Source organism: Gemmobacter sp. LW-1, from assembly GCF_001303875.1.
Lineage (GTDB): Bacteria > Pseudomonadota > Alphaproteobacteria > Rhodobacterales > Rhodobacteraceae > Gemmobacter > Gemmobacter caeni.
In genome coordinates, this window is the sequence record NZ_LJSC01000054.1 from 37,430 (window position 1) to 53,255 (window position 15,826).

18 protein-coding genes, 1 tRNA gene and 1 pseudogene are annotated in these 15,826 nt (G+C 61.8%); 8 read left to right on the forward strand and 12 right to left on the reverse strand.

The features are described from left to right. Positions 1 to 117: 117 nt before the first annotated feature. The 4 genes from AO684_RS16445 (at position 118) to AO684_RS16460 (ending at position 4,668) form a co-directional block, all read left to right on the forward strand. The gene (locus AO684_RS16445) at positions 118 to 1,134 is read left to right on the forward strand and encodes an amino acid ABC transporter substrate-binding protein (RefSeq protein WP_054303820.1); all 1,017 of its coding nucleotides are present in this window, start codon (positions 118 to 120) and stop codon (positions 1,132 to 1,134) included. 117 nt (positions 1,135 to 1,251) lie between these two features. Next, positions 1,252 to 2,568, forward strand: coding sequence for an amino acid ABC transporter permease (locus AO684_RS16450; RefSeq protein ID WP_054303821.1), 1,317 nt, complete (start codon positions 1,252 to 1,254; stop codon positions 2,566 to 2,568). Position 2,569: 1 nt separating this feature from the next. Further along, on the forward strand, positions 2,570 to 3,877 hold the full coding sequence (locus AO684_RS16455) for an amino acid ABC transporter permease (protein WP_054303822.1): 1,308 nt from the start codon (positions 2,570 to 2,572) through the stop codon (positions 3,875 to 3,877). An 11-nt stretch (positions 3,878 to 3,888) separates the two neighbouring features. Continuing rightward, positions 3,889 to 4,668 (forward strand): amino acid ABC transporter ATP-binding protein, encoded by a 780-nt coding sequence (locus AO684_RS16460; RefSeq protein WP_054303823.1) that lies wholly within the window; start codon positions 3,889 to 3,891, stop codon positions 4,666 to 4,668. A 54-nt stretch (positions 4,669 to 4,722) separates the two neighbouring features. Here the strand turns inward: AO684_RS16460 and AO684_RS16465 are convergent, their stop codons facing one another. The 3 genes from AO684_RS16465 to argB form a co-directional block, all read right to left on the reverse strand. Next, the gene (locus AO684_RS16465) at positions 4,723 to 5,229 is read right to left on the reverse strand and encodes a histidine phosphatase family protein (RefSeq protein WP_054303824.1); all 507 of its coding nucleotides are present in this window, start codon (positions 5,227 to 5,229) and stop codon (positions 4,723 to 4,725) included. Continuing rightward, positions 5,226 to 5,879 (reverse strand): hypothetical protein, encoded by a 654-nt coding sequence (locus AO684_RS16470; RefSeq protein ID WP_054303825.1) that lies wholly within the window; start codon positions 5,877 to 5,879, stop codon positions 5,226 to 5,228. Before AO684_RS16470 ends, AO684_RS16465 begins: the two co-directional genes overlap by 4 nt. A 67-nt stretch (positions 5,880 to 5,946) precedes the next feature. After that, entirely contained in the window at positions 5,947 to 6,846 is a 900-nt protein-coding gene (gene argB / locus AO684_RS16475; protein ID WP_054303826.1) for an acetylglutamate kinase, read from the reverse strand. A gap of 106 nt (positions 6,847 to 6,952) precedes the next feature. On the opposite strand from argB, the gene AO684_RS16480 reads away from it, so the two are divergent. Both AO684_RS16480 and AO684_RS16485 read left to right on the forward strand, forming a co-directional pair. Then, positions 6,953 to 7,684 carry an SDR family NAD(P)-dependent oxidoreductase gene (locus AO684_RS16480; protein ID WP_054303827.1) on the forward strand — a complete coding sequence of 244 codons (732 nt, stop codon included), beginning with the start codon at positions 6,953 to 6,955 and terminating at the stop codon, positions 7,682 to 7,684. 56 nt (positions 7,685 to 7,740) lie between these two features. Beyond that, positions 7,741 to 7,814: transfer RNA gene (locus tag AO684_RS16485), tRNA-Cys, on the forward strand. A 507-nt stretch (positions 7,815 to 8,321) separates the two neighbouring features. On the opposite strand, the gene AO684_RS16490 is transcribed toward AO684_RS16485, so the two are convergent. The 6 genes from AO684_RS16490 to AO684_RS16515 all read right to left on the reverse strand — a co-directional run bounded on the left by AO684_RS16490 (position 8,322) and on the right by AO684_RS16515 (position 11,080). Continuing rightward, positions 8,322 to 9,392, reverse strand: a complete 1,071-nt coding sequence (locus AO684_RS16490) for a tyrosine-type recombinase/integrase (protein WP_235451308.1) — start codon at positions 9,390 to 9,392, stop codon at positions 8,322 to 8,324. After that, the gene (locus tag AO684_RS21870) at positions 9,379 to 9,627 is read right to left on the reverse strand and encodes a hypothetical protein (RefSeq protein ID WP_054303828.1); all 249 of its coding nucleotides are present in this window, start codon (positions 9,625 to 9,627) and stop codon (positions 9,379 to 9,381) included. Before AO684_RS21870 ends, AO684_RS16490 begins: the two co-directional genes overlap by 14 nt. Positions 9,628 to 9,846: 219 nt before the next feature. Continuing rightward, positions 9,847 to 10,089 (reverse strand): helix-turn-helix transcriptional regulator, encoded by a 243-nt coding sequence (locus tag AO684_RS16500; RefSeq protein WP_054303829.1) that lies wholly within the window; start codon positions 10,087 to 10,089, stop codon positions 9,847 to 9,849. 171 nt (positions 10,090 to 10,260) lie between these two features. Continuing rightward, the gene (locus AO684_RS16505) at positions 10,261 to 10,647 is read right to left on the reverse strand and encodes a hypothetical protein (RefSeq protein WP_054303830.1); all 387 of its coding nucleotides are present in this window, start codon (positions 10,645 to 10,647) and stop codon (positions 10,261 to 10,263) included. Next, positions 10,644 to 10,889, reverse strand: a complete 246-nt coding sequence (locus AO684_RS16510) for a hypothetical protein (protein WP_152968453.1) — start codon at positions 10,887 to 10,889, stop codon at positions 10,644 to 10,646. The genes AO684_RS16505 and AO684_RS16510 overlap by 4 nt, the downstream gene beginning before the upstream one ends. Then, complete coding sequence (locus AO684_RS16515; protein WP_054303832.1) at positions 10,886 to 11,080, reverse strand: hypothetical protein; 195 nt, start codon at positions 11,078 to 11,080, stop codon at positions 10,886 to 10,888. Before AO684_RS16515 ends, AO684_RS16510 begins: the two co-directional genes overlap by 4 nt. 79 nt (positions 11,081 to 11,159) lie before the next feature. On the opposite strand from AO684_RS16515, the gene AO684_RS16520 reads away from it, so the two are divergent. Together AO684_RS16520 and AO684_RS16525 are read left to right on the forward strand one after the other, a co-directional pair. Further along, positions 11,160 to 11,414 (forward strand): helix-turn-helix domain-containing protein, encoded by a 255-nt coding sequence (locus tag AO684_RS16520; protein ID WP_152968454.1) that lies wholly within the window; start codon positions 11,160 to 11,162, stop codon positions 11,412 to 11,414. Further along, entirely contained in the window at positions 11,411 to 12,205 is a 795-nt protein-coding gene (locus AO684_RS16525; RefSeq protein ID WP_054303834.1) for a DUF3800 domain-containing protein, read from the forward strand. Before AO684_RS16520 ends, AO684_RS16525 begins: the two co-directional genes overlap by 4 nt. A gap of 176 nt (positions 12,206 to 12,381) precedes the next feature. Here AO684_RS16525 and AO684_RS16530 read toward each other — a convergent pair whose 3' ends face one another. The 3 genes and pseudogenes from AO684_RS16530 to AO684_RS16535 all read right to left on the reverse strand — a co-directional run bounded on the left by AO684_RS16530 (position 12,382) and on the right by AO684_RS16535 (position 15,809). Then, complete coding sequence (locus tag AO684_RS16530; protein WP_369814611.1) at positions 12,382 to 13,368, reverse strand: terminase gpA endonuclease subunit; 987 nt, start codon at positions 13,366 to 13,368, stop codon at positions 12,382 to 12,384. Further along, positions 13,363 to 13,872: pseudogene (locus AO684_RS22625) on the reverse strand (phage terminase large subunit family protein); the annotation flags it as partial. The gene AO684_RS16530 and the pseudogene AO684_RS22625, both read right to left, overlap by 6 nt. 1,109 nt (positions 13,873 to 14,981) lie before the next feature. Next, a complete protein-coding gene (locus tag AO684_RS16535) occupies positions 14,982 to 15,809 on the reverse strand; it encodes a L,D-transpeptidase (RefSeq protein ID WP_082401064.1) in 828 nt (275 codons plus the stop codon). Positions 15,810 to 15,826 lie beyond the last annotated feature (17 nt).

Below are 15,826 nucleotides of genomic sequence, written 5' to 3' on the forward strand. Positions count from 1 at the left end.
CCCAAAGCGCTTTACACGAAACTGCCCGTCACTGAGAGGGAAGCCTCCCTCAGTCTTCTGCTCCGTACGGGGCCATAACACCGCCCGCAAAGGGTGGACACTCAGGAAGAGGTACGCATGAAAAAATCGCTATTCCTTGGCACGCTTTCGGCCACCGCGCTGATCGCTGGCATCGCCGGCGCCGCGACGCTGGATGACGTGAAGGCCCGGGGCGAACTGATCTGCGGCGTGAACGTCGGCCTGACCGGCTTCGGCGCGCCCGACGCCAACGGCAATTATCAGGGCTTCGACGTGGCGCTTTGCAAGGCGGTCGCGGCGGCAGTGCTCGGCGACGCTTCCAAGGTGAAATACATCCCCACCACCGGCGAAACCCGTTTCACCGCGCTGGCCTCGGGCGAGGTTGACCTGCTGGTCCGCAACTCGACCTGGACCTTCATGCGTGACGTCGACCTGAAGTTCGATTTCGTCGCCGTGAACTACTATGACGGTCAGGGCTTCATGGTGAAGAAAGACCTGGGCGTGTCCTCGGCGAAGGAACTGGATGGCGCCACGGTCTGTATCCAGACCGGCACCACGACCGAGCTGAACCTGGCCGACTTCTTCAAGGCCAATAACATGACCTACACGCCGGTCACCGTGGCTGACGATTCGGAAGGCCAGCGTCAGTATCTGGCAGGCGCCTGCGACGCCTACACCACCGACGCTTCGGGCCTTGCCGCCTCGCGCGCCTCGATGCCGGATGCCGAAAACCATATCATCCTGCCGGAAATCATCTCGAAAGAGCCGCTGGGTCCGCTGGTTCGCCATGGCGACAACCAGTGGGGCGATGTGGTCCGCTGGACCTATTACGCGCTGGTCGCTGCCGAAGAATACGGCGTGAACAAGGCCAACATCGAGGAAGTCGCCTCGACCACCCAGAACCCGGAAGTGAAGCGCCTGCTGGGCGTCGAGGGTGAACTGGGCGAGAAGCTGGGCCTCGACAAGGAATGGGCCAAGCGCGCCATTGCCGCGGTCGGCAACTATGGCGAGATCTTCGAGGCGAACATCGGTTCGGGCACCCCGATCGGTCTGGCCCGCGGCCTGAACGCGCTGTGGACCCAGGGCGGCCTGCAATACGCCCCGCCGTTCCGCTGATCTGAAAACGATACGGGCGCGGCTTCGGTCGCGCCCGCGTCCAACACGACCGAACTGCCTGCACAGACAAAGCACCGGCCAACCCGGGCAAGGCAGGCTTCAGGGGGTATAAAATATATGGCTTTCGTTCAGGATGCGCCGAAAGATTCCTTTCGGCTGAGCATGCTTATCTACGACACGCGTTACAGGTCGCTGACCATTCAGGTGGTTGTGCTGATCCTGTTCATGCTGTTTCTGTCCTGGCTTCTGAACAACACGATCCAGAACCTCGCCGCGAAGGACCGGACCTTTGATTTCGGGTTCCTGCTGTCCCGTGCGGGGTATGACATCAACCAAAGGCTTGTCGATTACACTAACGACAGTACCCATGCCCGCGCCGCCTTCATCGGCCTGCTGAACACGCTGCTTTCCGCCGTGGTCGGCTGTGTGCTGGCCACCATCATCGGCGTGGTGGTCGGTGTGTTGCGACTGTCGAACAACTGGATCATCTCGCGCCTGATGACCGTCTACGTCGAGATGTTCCGCAACGTGCCGGTTCTGCTGTGGATTCTGCTGGCAGCCACCATCCTGTCGGAAACCACGCCCAGCCCGCGCGATTTCCGCGTGACACCGGAAATGCAGGCGGCGGAGGAGGCGCCGAAGGCCTCCATGCTGTTCGGCATCATCGCCGTCACCAACCGCGGCACCGACATTCCCGAGCCGAAGTTCTGCATCGGCAAGCCGCGTGAGGAATGCGACACCGACCCGAACGAGGGAGGCCTCGGCACCATTGACCTCGGCATCTTCAAGGTTTCGCTGAATCTGCTGGCGTTGCTGCTGGTGTTTGGCGGCTCGATCTTCGCCGCCCGGCGGCTGAAGCAGCAGGCCGATGCCACGCAGGATGCAACGGGCGTCCGCCCGGTGACATGGTGGAAAAACCTGCTGATCCTCGTGCTGCCCTCGGCCATCCTGCTTTGGGCGCTCGGCCTGCACTTCGTGGTGCCCGAGCTCAAGGGCTTCAATTTCACCGGCGGCATCACGGTGTTGCACAGCTTCACCGCCCTGACACTGGCACTGGCGCTTTATACCGCTGCCTTTATCGCAGAAATCGTGCGCGCCGGGATCATGGCCATCTCGCGCGGGCAATCCGAGGCCGCGTCGGCCCTTGGCCTCCGCCCCGCCCGCACCATGCGGCTGGTCATTCTGCCGCAGGCGCTGCGGGTGATCATCCCGCCGTTGATCAGCCAATACCTGAACCTGACCAAGAACACCTCGCTGGCGATTGCCGTCTCCTACATGGATCTGCGCGGCACGCTGGGCGGCATCACGCTGAACCAGACCGGGAAAGAGCTGGAGTGCATGCTGCTGATGATGGGCATTTATCTCACGATCAGCCTCATCATCTCGGCCTGCATGAACATCTTCAACCGGGCCGTCAGGCTGAAGGAGCGCTGAGATGCAGGAACAACTCTTCTTCGTGCGCAACCAGATGCTGCCGCCCGAGGCTCCGCCACCGGGGCAGAAGGGCATCACCCGCTGGATGCGCGAGAACCTTTTCTCGGGACCGATGAACTCGGTCCTCACGGTGCTGGGCATCCTGGCCGTGGTCTGGCTGCTGATGCATATTCTGCCCTGGCTGATGCATTCGGTCTGGAACGCCAATTCACTCAACGAATGCCGCCAGATCATTCAGGAGCGCTGGGGTGAAGGCGCGACCGGGGCCTGCTGGGCCATGGTGCGAGAACGCTGGCCGCAATATCTGTATGGCTTCTACCCGCGTGACCTCTACTGGCGGCCGAATCTTTCGCTGCTGCTGCTGTTCGGAGCGCTGGCGCCGGTGTTGTATTCCAGCCTGCCCCGCAAAATGCTGTGGATCACAGCACTTTACCCGGCAACCGCCTTCTGGCTGCTGTGGGGCGGCTCGATCTGGGCGCCCGTCGTGGCAATGCTGGGTTTCGTGGTGCTGTGGCTGGTGTTCTCGGTGCTGCAACCGCGCCTGGGCGTGCCCGTCTCTGCCGGGATCGGCGTGGTCGTGGCGTCGCTGTGGTGGCTGTTCCTGCAAGCTCCGGCCACCGACCTTCTGCAAGGCATCCTGCCGCTGAGCCTTCGCCCCGTCGGCAGCCGGGACTTCGGCGGCTTCCTCCTCTCCTTCGTGATCGGTGTCACCGCCATTTCGGCCTCGCTGCCCATGGGCATCCTGCTGGCACTGGGGCGGAAATCCGACATGCTGCTGGTGCGTACCCTTTCGGTGGGCTTTATCGAGTTCATCCGGGGCGTGCCGCTGATCACGCTGCTGTTCACCGCCTCGCTGCTGCTGCAATACTTCCTGCCGCCCGGCAGCGATTTCGACATCATCCTGCGTGTCATCATCCTCGTGACCCTGTTCGCTGCGGCCTATATCGCCGAGGTGATCCGGGGCGGCCTCGCGGCGCTGCCGCGCGGCCAGTATGAGGCAGCGGATGCGCTGGGGCTGGATTACTGGCAGGCGCAGCGGCTGATCATCATGCCGCAGGCGCTGAAAATCTCGATCCCAGGCATCGTCTCGTCCTTCATTGGCCTGTTCAAGGATACCACGCTGGTGGCCTTCGTCGGCCTGAACGATCCGCTGAAGGGCATCACCACGATCGTGCGCGCCGACATCAACTGGAAGGGCATCTACTGGGAGCCCTATATCTTTGCCGGCGCCATCTTCTTCCTCATCTGCTTCGGCATGTCGCGCTACTCCATGTGGCTCGAACGCAAGCTGAAGACCGATCACCGTTAAGGAGCCTGACCATGGCTGAACACGCAATCGACCGCTCGAAACTGAAGGTCTCCGACGAGGTCGCCATCCAGATCACCCAGATGAACAAATGGTATGGTCAGTTCCACGTCCTGCGCGATGTGAACATGACGGTTTACAAGGGTGAACGCATCGTGATCTGCGGCCCTTCGGGGTCGGGGAAATCGACGCTGATCCGCTGTATCAACCGGCTTGAGGAACATCAGGCCGGGCAGATCATCGTGGATGGCACCGAATTGACCAACGACCTCAAGAACATCGACAAGGTGCGCTCGGAGGTCGGGATGGTGTTCCAGCACTTCAACCTGTTCCCGCATCTGACGATTCTGGAAAACTGCACGCTCGCCCCGATCTGGGTCCGCAAGGTTCCAAAGAAAGAGGCGGAAGAAACCGCCATGCATTTCCTGCGCAAGGTGAAGATCCCTGAACAGGCCAACAAATATCCCGGCCAGCTTTCCGGCGGTCAGCAACAGCGCGTGGCAATTGCCCGCTCGCTCTGCATGAAGCCCCGGATCATGCTGTTCGACGAACCGACCTCGGCGCTTGATCCCGAGATGATCAAGGAGGTTCTGGATACCATGATCGAGCTGGCGGAAGAGGGCATGACCATGCTCTGCGTCACGCATGAAATGGGCTTTGCCCAGGCTGTCGCCAACCGCGTGGTGTTCATGGATCAGGGCCAGATCGTCGAGCAGAACGAACCGCGCGAGTTCTTCAACAATCCGCAAAGCGAACGGACCAAGCTGTTCCTCAGCCAGATCCTCGGCCACTGAAGTCTGTCGGAATCAGAAAGGGGCGCCCCGTCGTGGCGCCCCTTTTCCTTTGCGTCAGGCCGCGATCTCGCGCGGGATGATGAAATCATCCACGCTGCCCTGCCCCCAGTCCACATCCGCCCAGCTTTCCACCGCAAAATCGCAAACCAGCGTGGCGCCGGTGGGATAGCGCTGGAACTCCGCATTCAGCGGTGCGCGGGCGACGATGCGATGGGCGAACTCGCCAATGCCGGGATTGTGGCCGATCATCATCACCACATCCGCCGTCGCATGGCGCAGCACCGCCAGCATGACATCCGGCCCGGCATGGTACAGCGCCGGTTTCAGATCCAGAATCGGTGTGCCGGGCAGCGCGGGCGCGATCCCGGACCAGGTTTTCCGCGTGCGCAGCGCGTCCGAGCACAGCACCTGCCCCGGCACATAGCCGCGCGAGGCCAGCCATTCGCCGAGATCGGCGGCGGCAGCTTTGCCCCGCTCATTCAGCGGGCGGTCATGGTCGCTCATCAGCGGGTCGTCCCAGCTTGATTTCGCGTGGCGCGTCAGGATCAGGCGCTTGGTCATGTGTGGAACTGCCCCATGTGATAGGCTGATTGTTCCGGCAGTCTTGCATAGCTTTGCGACACCGGGCAAGCGCGCCGCACAAGGCAGCCTCCCGTCAGACAGTCGCGCCCCTCTGGCGTATCCAGAAAGCTGTGACAGGCAGGCACATCATACCCCGCCCCGGTCAGCGCCCCGGCGGGACAGGCGGTCAGACAGGGCTGCGTGCAGCTCTCGCAGAGCGCCCTCCCCGCCTCCGGCATCTCCACAGACTCTTTCAGCGCCAGCGCCCCGCGTGCGGAAAAGAACAACCCCTGCCGCGCATGCACCAGCAGCCGCACCGGGCTTTCCCATGCCGTGCCGCAGCGCAGGGCCCATTGATAGAAGGGATGCCAGGGCGGTCCGCCAAAGGGAAACAGGGCCTTGGCGCCCAGATCGCAAGCCAGCCGCCCGATCACCCGCCGCGACCAGCGATCCACCGGATCGGGCGCACCATCATTCCATTCCGGCCCAGCAGTGAAATGCGCCCAGAACCCCGGCTCCGCTGGCCCGATCAGCAGCAGGGTCCGCGTGCCCGCAGGCAGCCCCTCCCCCGCCGTGACCGCAAACCCGCCCAGAACCTCCAGTCGCTCCGCTGCCAGCCGTGCGGCGATGCCGTCCAGCGTCACGCTCATGGCTTGCTCCTTGCCAAATACTCCCGCCGGAGGCATCCACCGCTTCCGGCAGTGCCGCGTCAGGAAATCAGCGCCGCACGCGCGGCGTCACCCGCGGCACCGTCGAACGGATCTGGCTGCCCGCCCCGTGATCGGTAAACAGTTCCAGCAAACATGCGTTGGGCAGTCGCCCGTCCAGAATTGTCACCGCCCGCACGCCCTGATCCAGCGCCATCAACGCGGTCTCGGTCTTGGGGATCATGCCGCCCGCGATCACCCCGTCGGCGGTCATCTGGCGCACTTCCTCGGGGCTGATCTGCGTCATCACCTCACCCGCCGCATTCTTCACGCCCGAGACGTCGGTCAACAGAAGCAGGCGATCCGCCTGCAACGCCCCCGCAATCGCCCCGGCAGCCGTGTCACCATTGACGTTGAAGGTCTCGTTATCCTCCATTCCGGTCGCCACCGGCGCCACAACCGGGATGATCCCGGCATTATAGAGATCGCGCAGAACCTGCACGTTCATCTCCACCGGCTTGCCGACGAACCCCAGCTCCGGGTCATCGGCGATGCAGACCATCAGGTCGTCGTCCTTGCCGGAAATCCCGACCGCGCGGCCGCCCTGATCGTTGATCGCCTGCACGATCCGCTTGTTCACGAGACCCGAGAGGATCATTTCGACCACCTCAACCGTGGCCTTGTCGGTGACCCGCTTGCCCCGCACGAATTCCGACTTGATCCCCAGCTTGTTCAGCATGTCATTGATCATCGGACCGCCGCCATGCACCACGACCGGATTCACGCCGACCTGCCGCATCAGCACGATGTCACGGGCAAATTCGGCCATGGCATCATCGTCACCCATCGCATTGCCGCCGAATTTCACGACGACCACCGCGCCGGAATAGCGTTGCAGATAGGGCAGAGCCTCGGACAGCGTTTTCGCGGTGGCGATGGAATCTTGCATGGTGCGCAACTGCTTTTTCATGGGGGCCTCGCGGGGTTCAGGCCGTTGGTACCCCCTTTGCCGCCCCCTGCCAAGCTTGCAAATCCCCCGCTGCGGCGTAGGGTGGCGGCAAAGCGCGGAGGCGGCGATGAGCGAACAGAAAGTCATGGTTCTGACAGGGGCAAGCCGGGGCATCGGCCATGCCACCGTCAAGCGGTTCAGCGCCGAGGGCTGGCGGGTGCTCACCTGCTCGCGTCAGGCATTCGATCCGCGCTGCCCCTGGCCGGGGGGAGAGGAAAACCACATCCAGATCGACCTTGCTTCGCCCGACGCCACCATCGCCGCGATTGCCACGATCAAGGAGAAGCTGGGCGGGCGCCTCAATGCGCTGGTGAACAACGCCGGCATCTCGCCCAAAGGGCCCGGCGGCGCGCGGCTGAACACGCTGGAAACCGACCTGCGCACATGGGGCCATGTGTTCCATGTGAACTTCTTCGCCTCCATCGTTCTGGCCCGCGGCCTGAAAGACGAGCTTTCCGCCGCGCGCGGCTCGGTCGTCAACGTGACCTCCATCGCAGGTGCCCGCGTCCACCCCTTCGCTGGCGCGGCCTATGCCACCTCCAAGGCCGCGCTTGCGGCCCTGACACGCGAGATGGCGCATGATTTCGGCCCGATGGGCGTGCGCGTGAACGCCATCGCGCCGGGTGAGATCGAAACATCAATCCTCTCCCCCGGCACAGAGAAGATCGTCGAGAAACTGCCGCTGCAACGCCTTGGTCAGCCCAAAGAGGTGGCAGATGTCATCTGGTTCCTGTGCTCCGACCAGGCCAGTTACATCTCCGGCTCAGAAATCGAGGTCAACGGCGCCCAGCACGTCTGACCCCACATACCTGCTTGACCCCGCCGGGGATTGTATCTAATCAGCCAGAAGGCTCCGGCGGGTTGGCGGAGAGGTTACGCAGCGGATTGCAAATCCGTGAAGACCGGTTCGATTCCGGTACCCGCCTCCAAATCTTTTCAATGACTTAGCCGAAAAATTCTACGCCTTCGGGCGGGCATTTTGCAGGACGTTTTGCAAATCTGTTCACGCTATGCCCCGCTGCGGCTCATTTTCGGGGCCTCAGTGGTCTGCCTACGAGCAGATTGTGGACAGACCGTTGCTATCGTCTGGCAGCTAGATCAAGCGATCAGCGGTCGCTGTCAGGGGTGCGATGAATGGGCTTCCATTCATTGCCGGGTTTGGTCGTCGGGGGGAGACGGGTGTTATCAGGCACCGTAGTGTAATTGGGCTTCTCGCCACCGCGCGGCCCAACTTCCTGAAAGATTCCCCCATTCCGACCGGTGTTTTCACTGGGTTTCTTGGTCATTTAGACTTCACCTCCTTTCCGGCGCAGCAGCGCACGAATCGGAAATGGTAAAGCCATTATGAAAATCAAGTGATTGGGGGTTGAAAATTATGGCGCGCTATATCTGCCCCATACAGACATCTTTAAGCGGCCAAAGTTACAACGCCTGTCTTACGCGGTTTGGGATTTTGCCGCTGTCAGGGCCTCAAGGATGCGGTCAGATTCGCCCGGCGCAAGGCGCGCGTAATGCTCAATCACGTTCTGGGCGTGGCGCAGGCCCCAGCCCATGAAGGACGCAATCTGTGCAAGGCTCAGGCCCGCGTTCAAAAGGCGCGTGGCGGCCGTGCCTCGGGCATCCTGAAGGCGCAGCGTGTCCGACAGTTTGGCCTTGTCGCGCCACTGGCGAACGCCCTCTGAAGCCCGGTGTTCGGTCAAGGGCTGGCCGTTCGCATTGGTCAGGATCAGAAGCCGGTCCTTCGGCGTGGCGTCCAGAATGGCCGCCATACGGGGCAGCACCGGGATATGTGCCACCCGGCCGCGCTTGTTCGTCTTGATGCGAAGACGCCGCCCGCCGGGCGTGTCTTCGATATGGGCGCGGGACAGCTTGATAAGATCGCCCGGCCGCAACCCGGTTTCGCAGGCGGCCAGAAGGATGCGCGACACCCATTCCGGCGCAAGAGCGGTGAAGGTGGCAAGGTCGGCTTCGGTCCAGACCACCTCGGCCCGGTCGGCCTTGTATGCCTTGGGCAAGCGGTCGCAATGGTGTTCCGCGATCTTCCCGGCGTCCCGCGCCCAATTCAGAATCAGCGTGACCACGGTTCCGGCATAGTCGAATTGCTTGGCCGAATGCGCCCACTGTTGCCGCCATTCGTTCACCTCGCCCCGCGAGGCCGGTTCTTCAAAGATCGCCACCGGGTCGTCCTTGAACTCGGCCGCGAAGCGCAGCGCCCATTTGCGATAGTCGTCTTGGGTGCGGGGGCTTTTCGCCTTGAATTCGGCCGAAGACAGATAGGCGTCCACCATGCCGGGAACGAGGTGCCCGACCTTCGGCCGCCCCTTTTCCATTTCCGCGACATAGGCGGCGAAGAAGGCCGGATCGGTCGGGTTGGGGTGTGTATCGGTCCAGAACCGTGCCGCCTTCCGGCCGCGCAGGTAGAAGTAATAGCGCACCGTCCCGTCCGCCAGCTTGGCGCGGACCCGATTAATCTCGGCCGGAAGGCGCTGGCGCTTACGCTGCACCACGGCGCGCCCTTCTCTGGGCCACCAGACCCGCACCCACGCCCGAGGCCGCGCCCTCGCCCTGCAATAGCCCTTGCGCTTCATCCAGCCTACGCCGCACAAGCGCCGGGTCATAGACCCCGCGCCGCCCCGGCACCGGATGAATGCGCATCAGGGCGCACCAGTCGCGGAAAGCCCCGTTGACGCCAGAAAACAGCATCTGGCGCGCAAGGTCTCCGGCTGAAATCAATTCAGGCATGTGCTTTCACCTCCGACGCAGGGTGGCCGCCGGTAGTGCAGCATCGTGCAAAAGAAATGTCGATTGCCGTTGTGCCGCCTTCCGCATGTCACCTACCTGCCTGCAAACGTCTTGATGTGCCTAAAATGCAAGGCAAGGCGGCAAGGTGCGGTTAAGGAAATCGGGGCAGATTTGCAGCGCGCGGCGGGTTTTCGTTAGAGTGATGTTAGGGAAAGCCTGCTAAGCGCCCGCGCCGCCGGGCTTCGCCATGCGCACCCCGGCACCCCCGCCATTCTCTGGGATAAACTCCACCCCTGCGGCTTCCAGCGCCGCACGGATCGCGGCAACCGCTTGATCTGAAACAGTTCGCCGCTCTTTCTCGAAGTCGATTACCGTTGACTGCCCCAGCCCGGCGGCCTTCGCCAGCCCGGTTTGTGTCATCGAAAGAAGGCCACGCGCGGCTCGGGATTGTGCTGGGGTCATGATCAACGTTTTTCATTGACGGCAAGGGGCCGCGAGTCCATCAACGAAAAACATTGATATCCCAAATCGGGAACCACAACAACACCGAAAGCCCCTGCTTTTCGGCCTCGGCGAAGCTATGCGCAACGCAGAAAGGTGACACATGGAAACGCTTCAGTTTGACCGCAGCGCCTATACGGCGATGCAGGCGCGCCTAGCCGGTTCGGACGGCAGGCAGATCAGCTTGAACGAATACACGGCCGCCGGGCTTTTCGCCCTGTCGGTGGACTTCTCGGACGCCATGGATAAGCAATCGCGCCAGCCGGTCCCGTCATTGCAACGATCTTGCTCTGCAAAGATCGTGCGACCATCGGACAGCATATAGCAGTAAGCGTGGGTGATCCTGCCTGCCGGGACGCAGACCGCTGCGATATCTGGCTCATCGGCCAACCTTACGATGAACGGCATGTTGTCGGCGGCCAAGTGATCTTGTGGGCAGATGGCGGCGGCCACCGGCGTTGTCATCGCGACGGTGGCTGTGCTGGCGCGGAAGAACTCGCGACGGGACAGGCCGCTCATGCTTCGCCCCCTTTTCCGGTCGCGATGTCAAATTGAAACCGGGTGCTGTCCAGCCCATTGTTCAGATCTTTTGCCACGAGCCGGGCGTGATGCAGCAGCGTGTCGCACAGGCCCCGATATTGAGGGGCGTCCAAACAGGTTGTGATCGTGTGCAACATGCTTTCGACGCGCAGCGCGTTGTCCTGCATCTTTTGCCGATGACGATCCAACACCGCAGTCGGAGTGGCAGTTTCTGGCATCATCTCACTGCCCTCCCGGTCAGACGCTCGACCTGGCGCAATGCAGTGCGCAGATAGCTGCGGGCTTCGCGTTCGGGCTGGGTGTAGCCCGTGGGGCGCTCGGTCGCGTCGAGGGCAAGGGTCAGGCAGTCATGGATTTCCGCAAGGCGGGCGGAAGGCAAGCCGGGGACGGCTGCCGGAACAGAGTTCGGCATCAGATGCTCCGTTGATCTCAAGTGTCAATGTGATACCATTGGCTCACGATAGGCCCAAAGTCAACACCTTCGGATAACAATGATCCTTATGGATGAATTTCACCCAACTGGCAGGCAGCTTGCAGCGGCGCGGGCGCTGGCCGGGTTGACCCAAGGCGACGTTGCGGAAGCTGCAAGAATCTCCATTCCGACACTCAAACGGATGGAAGCCAGCGAAGGCCCGGCAGCCGGGATGGCCAACAACGTCGAAGCCGTCCGCCGCGCCCTCGAAGCCGCAGGCGTCGAGTTCATCCCCGAAAACGGCGGCGGTGCTGGGGTAAGGTTGAGAAAATGACCCACACGTACGTTGCCTACATCGACGAATCGGGTGATGACGGGCTTGGCAAATACAGGGAGCCGGGAGGGCGAGGCGGGGCCTCGCCTTGGCTGGTTATTTCGGCATGCATCTTCCGCGCGACTCATCAGCTAGATGCGGTCACTTGGCGCGACGAGATTTCATCGCGCATGCCAGAAAAGAAGTCGAGGACGCTCCACTTCAAAGACCTAAGCCACGGACAAAAGGTGGTCGCGGCTCAAGTCATCGGAAACAAGCCCCTCAGGACTGTGAGCATTCTCGCTGCCAAACGGCCTATTCCTGACGGGATCTACACTCAGAAGAACCAGCTGTACTTCTATCTGACACGCTACTTGATCGAGAGAATTTCATGGCTTTGCAGGGATATGAGGCCCCGTGCACCTGAAGGAGATGGGCGGGTGAAGATCACCTTTTCTAGGCGTGGCGGTATGTCGTATGAAGACTTTCGAGCATATCTGACCCGGCTTCAGGGGGCATCTTCTGATGACGTACGGATACACTGGCCGGTCATCGACATCAGTGCAGTCGATGCCCAAGATCACTCGAAGCTGGCCAGCTTGCAAATCGCGGATGCCGTTGCGTCCTCGTTTGCGGCCGCTGTCGAACCTGACATTTATGGTAACTGCGAAACTCGATACTCCGAGCTCTTGAGAGGCGTAACCTATAACCATAAAGGGAAATTTCTCAGCTACGGGCTTAAGTCAGTCCCCACGCTTGATCGCTGCCTGCTCTCAGCAGAGCAACAGAAGATCTTCGACATGTTCGGATAGGGTGTGGACAGCCCCCCGGCCCATAATTGCGGTTCACCGCCTGCAATCTTGCGAATGCTCTGGGTTGATCCGGCGCATGGCTGCCCGCTGTCAAGATAGGCCGTTTGAAGCCAATTTCCAAGTGCAAAGTGGCTACTCGCCATTCCTACAAGCGATGAAAGGATGACTGGACAAGCTCATCCGCCCAAGAATTTGGACCTGACCACGGTGGCGGAGCGGGATAGCCCCGGCGCCATTGCCAAGCCCACAATCCGCTCCCCCTCCTGATCCACACTGAACCCGCCGATCTTTAGGGCTTCCAGCGCGGCGGCGGCATAGATTCTGCAATCAAAGGCTTCGTTCCGTTCGCTGGACTTCTTTCTCCACTCTCGGATCGCCCGGCCCTTGGAATAGGTGGTGAAGGGCTTCTCGGCCACCATTTCGGCAAACCATGCAGGTTCGCGGCCTGCGGGAACATGGCAGAACCCCGGCCCGGCCTCGGACTTGGCAAGCCGCGCGAAAACCACTTCCTTGATCGCATCGACGCCGATCACATAGACCGGCAGCTTGCCGGTTTTGGAGAAGGTCGGCCGATGCGGCCATGCGGCGCGAGCGGCCTGCGATCCGCCCTTGGTGGCATAGATGCGGCGGCCATGGCGGGCGGCGGTCCATTCCAGAACCCGTTGCGTGTGATGCCCTCCGCTGTCCATGCAGGCGGCGGCAACTGGCAGCGGCCCGGCCAGAGGATGGGCGAAGGTCTGCGCCAGCAGCTTGTCGAGGTCGGCCCAGATTGCCGGGCCGGTCAGATCGCCATAAAGCCGGTGCCAGCCAAGCGACCAGCTTTCCTCACCCGCACCCCAGCCCACCAGCTCGACGGCAAGCCATTCGTCCTGGGTGTCGATCCCGGCCGTGATGACGGCCACGCCGGGCGGCAGGCCCCCGCCCCAATGCTCAACGCGGCGGGAAAGTGCGCCGGAATCGACCGTCTGGGCGGCTTCCTCTTCCCAAGTCTCGCCCAGCTTGGTGTTGACCCAAGATTTCAGGCGGGCAGGATCGGCGGCCACGCGGCCATGCTCGGCAGCAATCTCGGCCCATGTCTCGAAAGGCGACAGCAGCGCTGGCAGATGATAGCCACGAGTGCGGCCGTCACCGGGCGCGGTGGCCTGCCAATTTCCGCCGCGCAACAGGGTGGGCTTGTCCCGCTCTTCGTGTACCCCACCGCATTCCGGGCAAACACATGCGGCATCCTCGGGTTTGCCCTTCGGCCAGCGAATATCCTTCCAAGCGACGGTAAAAGCATGGGCGCAGTGCAGGCAGGAGACGAAAAACCGCCGCTGATCCGATTCCAGATAGGCGGCCTCGATCCGGCTGAAGCCTTTGATCGTCGGGGTGCTGATCATCAGGATTTTGCGGCGGCCGCGATAAGTGACGGTGCGCTGGACCGCCAGTGCGATTGGGTCGCCTTCGCCCTCCACGTCCAGCGGGAAGGCGTCGATTTCGTCCATGACAAGGAACCGCGCCGGGGTCGAGCGGAGCGAGGATGCGGCATTGGCCCCGGTCATCACCAGCTCACCCCCAGTGAACCGCTTGTGGGTGGCGGTGTTCCCGGCCTCACGGCTCTTGGCGGGCACCACGCGGGCGGCGATCTCGGGCACGATCTCGAAGAACGGATCAATCCGGGTGCCTGACGTTGAAGAAGCTGCGCAGGTGCTTGTTCATTTCGACCTCGCCTGACACCAGTTCCTGACGCAATCCAAAGCGCCGCCCTGTGTCATACACGGCGGCGCTTTTTACGTTCGAGCGAAAAATTTTCCTGCCAAAGCTGGTACGCCGCTACACATATTGGCCGGATCGGCTTGCCAAGATGCGCGACACCAGCCAAATGCTGCCGTTCATCAGTTTTGTCGCCGATGATGGATGCTGCAATGGAGCATCCGCCATGCGTGGTCGGTGGGTATCGCATGACGAACTGAAACCTTTACCCCTTGACGGCTGCAGCAGCGATCACTGCGGCTGCGACTATCGATGCATGTCTCGAAGGATGGCGATAAGCAGGCATCCAGACTGGGCAATTTCCTCATGATTTGGCTGGTGGTAGAAGAAAGAGGCGGAATGCGTCAGGATTGCCGCGATGAGCGCCGATCCTGACGTTTAGCTCGGTCAGACCTTGCTGCGGTGGCGGAGGCCTGTCACGCAACCAAAGAATCCAGCATTTATTGGCTTTTTTTCAGGTCTGACCACAGGAGCTAAGGTTTGGCGTTTCGGTCAGACCTTGATCCTCTGTTTTGGACCTCTCACTAGACCTGACGTTCAAGTTTGACACAGCGGCCGCGGCGTGGACCTGCAATTTTTGTGTGTGTTATCTGCCTGTTGCCCAATGCTGGCCGGATGATCGGTGGATGTTATCCATGTGATGGCTCGATGTTATGCAAAACGGTCAAATTTCGCGGGCACTATCACGTCACTACCAAAGCACTTTTCGGCACAATGGGCAGTTTCTTCTGTGGTTTCATGCCCTTAGAGGAGATGCACCCCAACACCTTTCACTGACAAAGGTAAGACACCCCTACAGGCGCAACGTCAATTTCTGGATGGAAATTTTCCGCAGCGCCATTTCCCGTCCGTGCCAGATGGAAATGAGATGGTCAGCCTTAACAACCGGACAACGTAGCTTCGCATCTGCCAGGCGTGGCCGGAACGCAGGACGCGGGGCGAACCCGCGCCAACCATGAAGCGGTCATCCGCAAAGCAAAAGGGCGGCCTTCGCAGGCCGCCCTTTCCCAACTCGGCGCCGCGCTTACTGGCCCAGCGTGCCAGCCTGATGTTCGGCGGCGGCTTCGGCGGCTTCGCGGGCGATCTGTTCCTCCAGCTTCTTCTCGTTGATCGCGCGTTTGGCGGCGATTTCCTCAAGACGGCTGGCGTCATAGGGGATCAGAAGGCCCCATTCATCTTCCATGAACTTGCCTTCCAGCCGCTCCGATTCCTCGCGCGAGCGCGATTTGACGGTGGTCCCCAGCGGAATGCGGTCATAGAGGTCGATGATGTCCTGATTGAACAGCCGGATGCAGCCCGCCGAAGTGGCCCGCCCGATGGAGCGGTTGTCGATGGTGCCGTGGATACGGAAATAGGTGTCCCGGCCGCCGCGATAGAGATAGAGAGCGCGCGAACCCAGCGGATTTTCTAGGCCGCCCGGCAAACCGCCCGCATATTCGGCATAGAATTCCGGCATCGTGCGGATCATGTTCGCAGTCGGCGTCCAGGACGGCCATTTCTGCTTGCGGTTCACCGTCGCATTGCCCCGGAACCCCAGACCGGCGCGGCCAACGGCGATGGAATAGCGCCGCGCCATCCCACCCTGCTCGACCAGATACAGCTTCCGGGCAAAAGCATCGACCACGATGGTGCCCGGCGCCTCGGGGCCGTTATAGGCCACATCCTCGCGCGGGGGCGAGCCGATGAACTGGTTCGGTTTCACCGCCGGAATGGTGATCCCCTCGTCCACCATGGCGCCATAGCCGGGCGGGGCTTCCTGCGGCGCGGGCTGCTGGGCGGCGGGAGCGGCACAAGCCGCCAGAAGCGGCAGCACGATCAGGGCAAGAAAGCGGGAGCGCAAGCTGGAAACCATTCGCATGTTATCTTTCG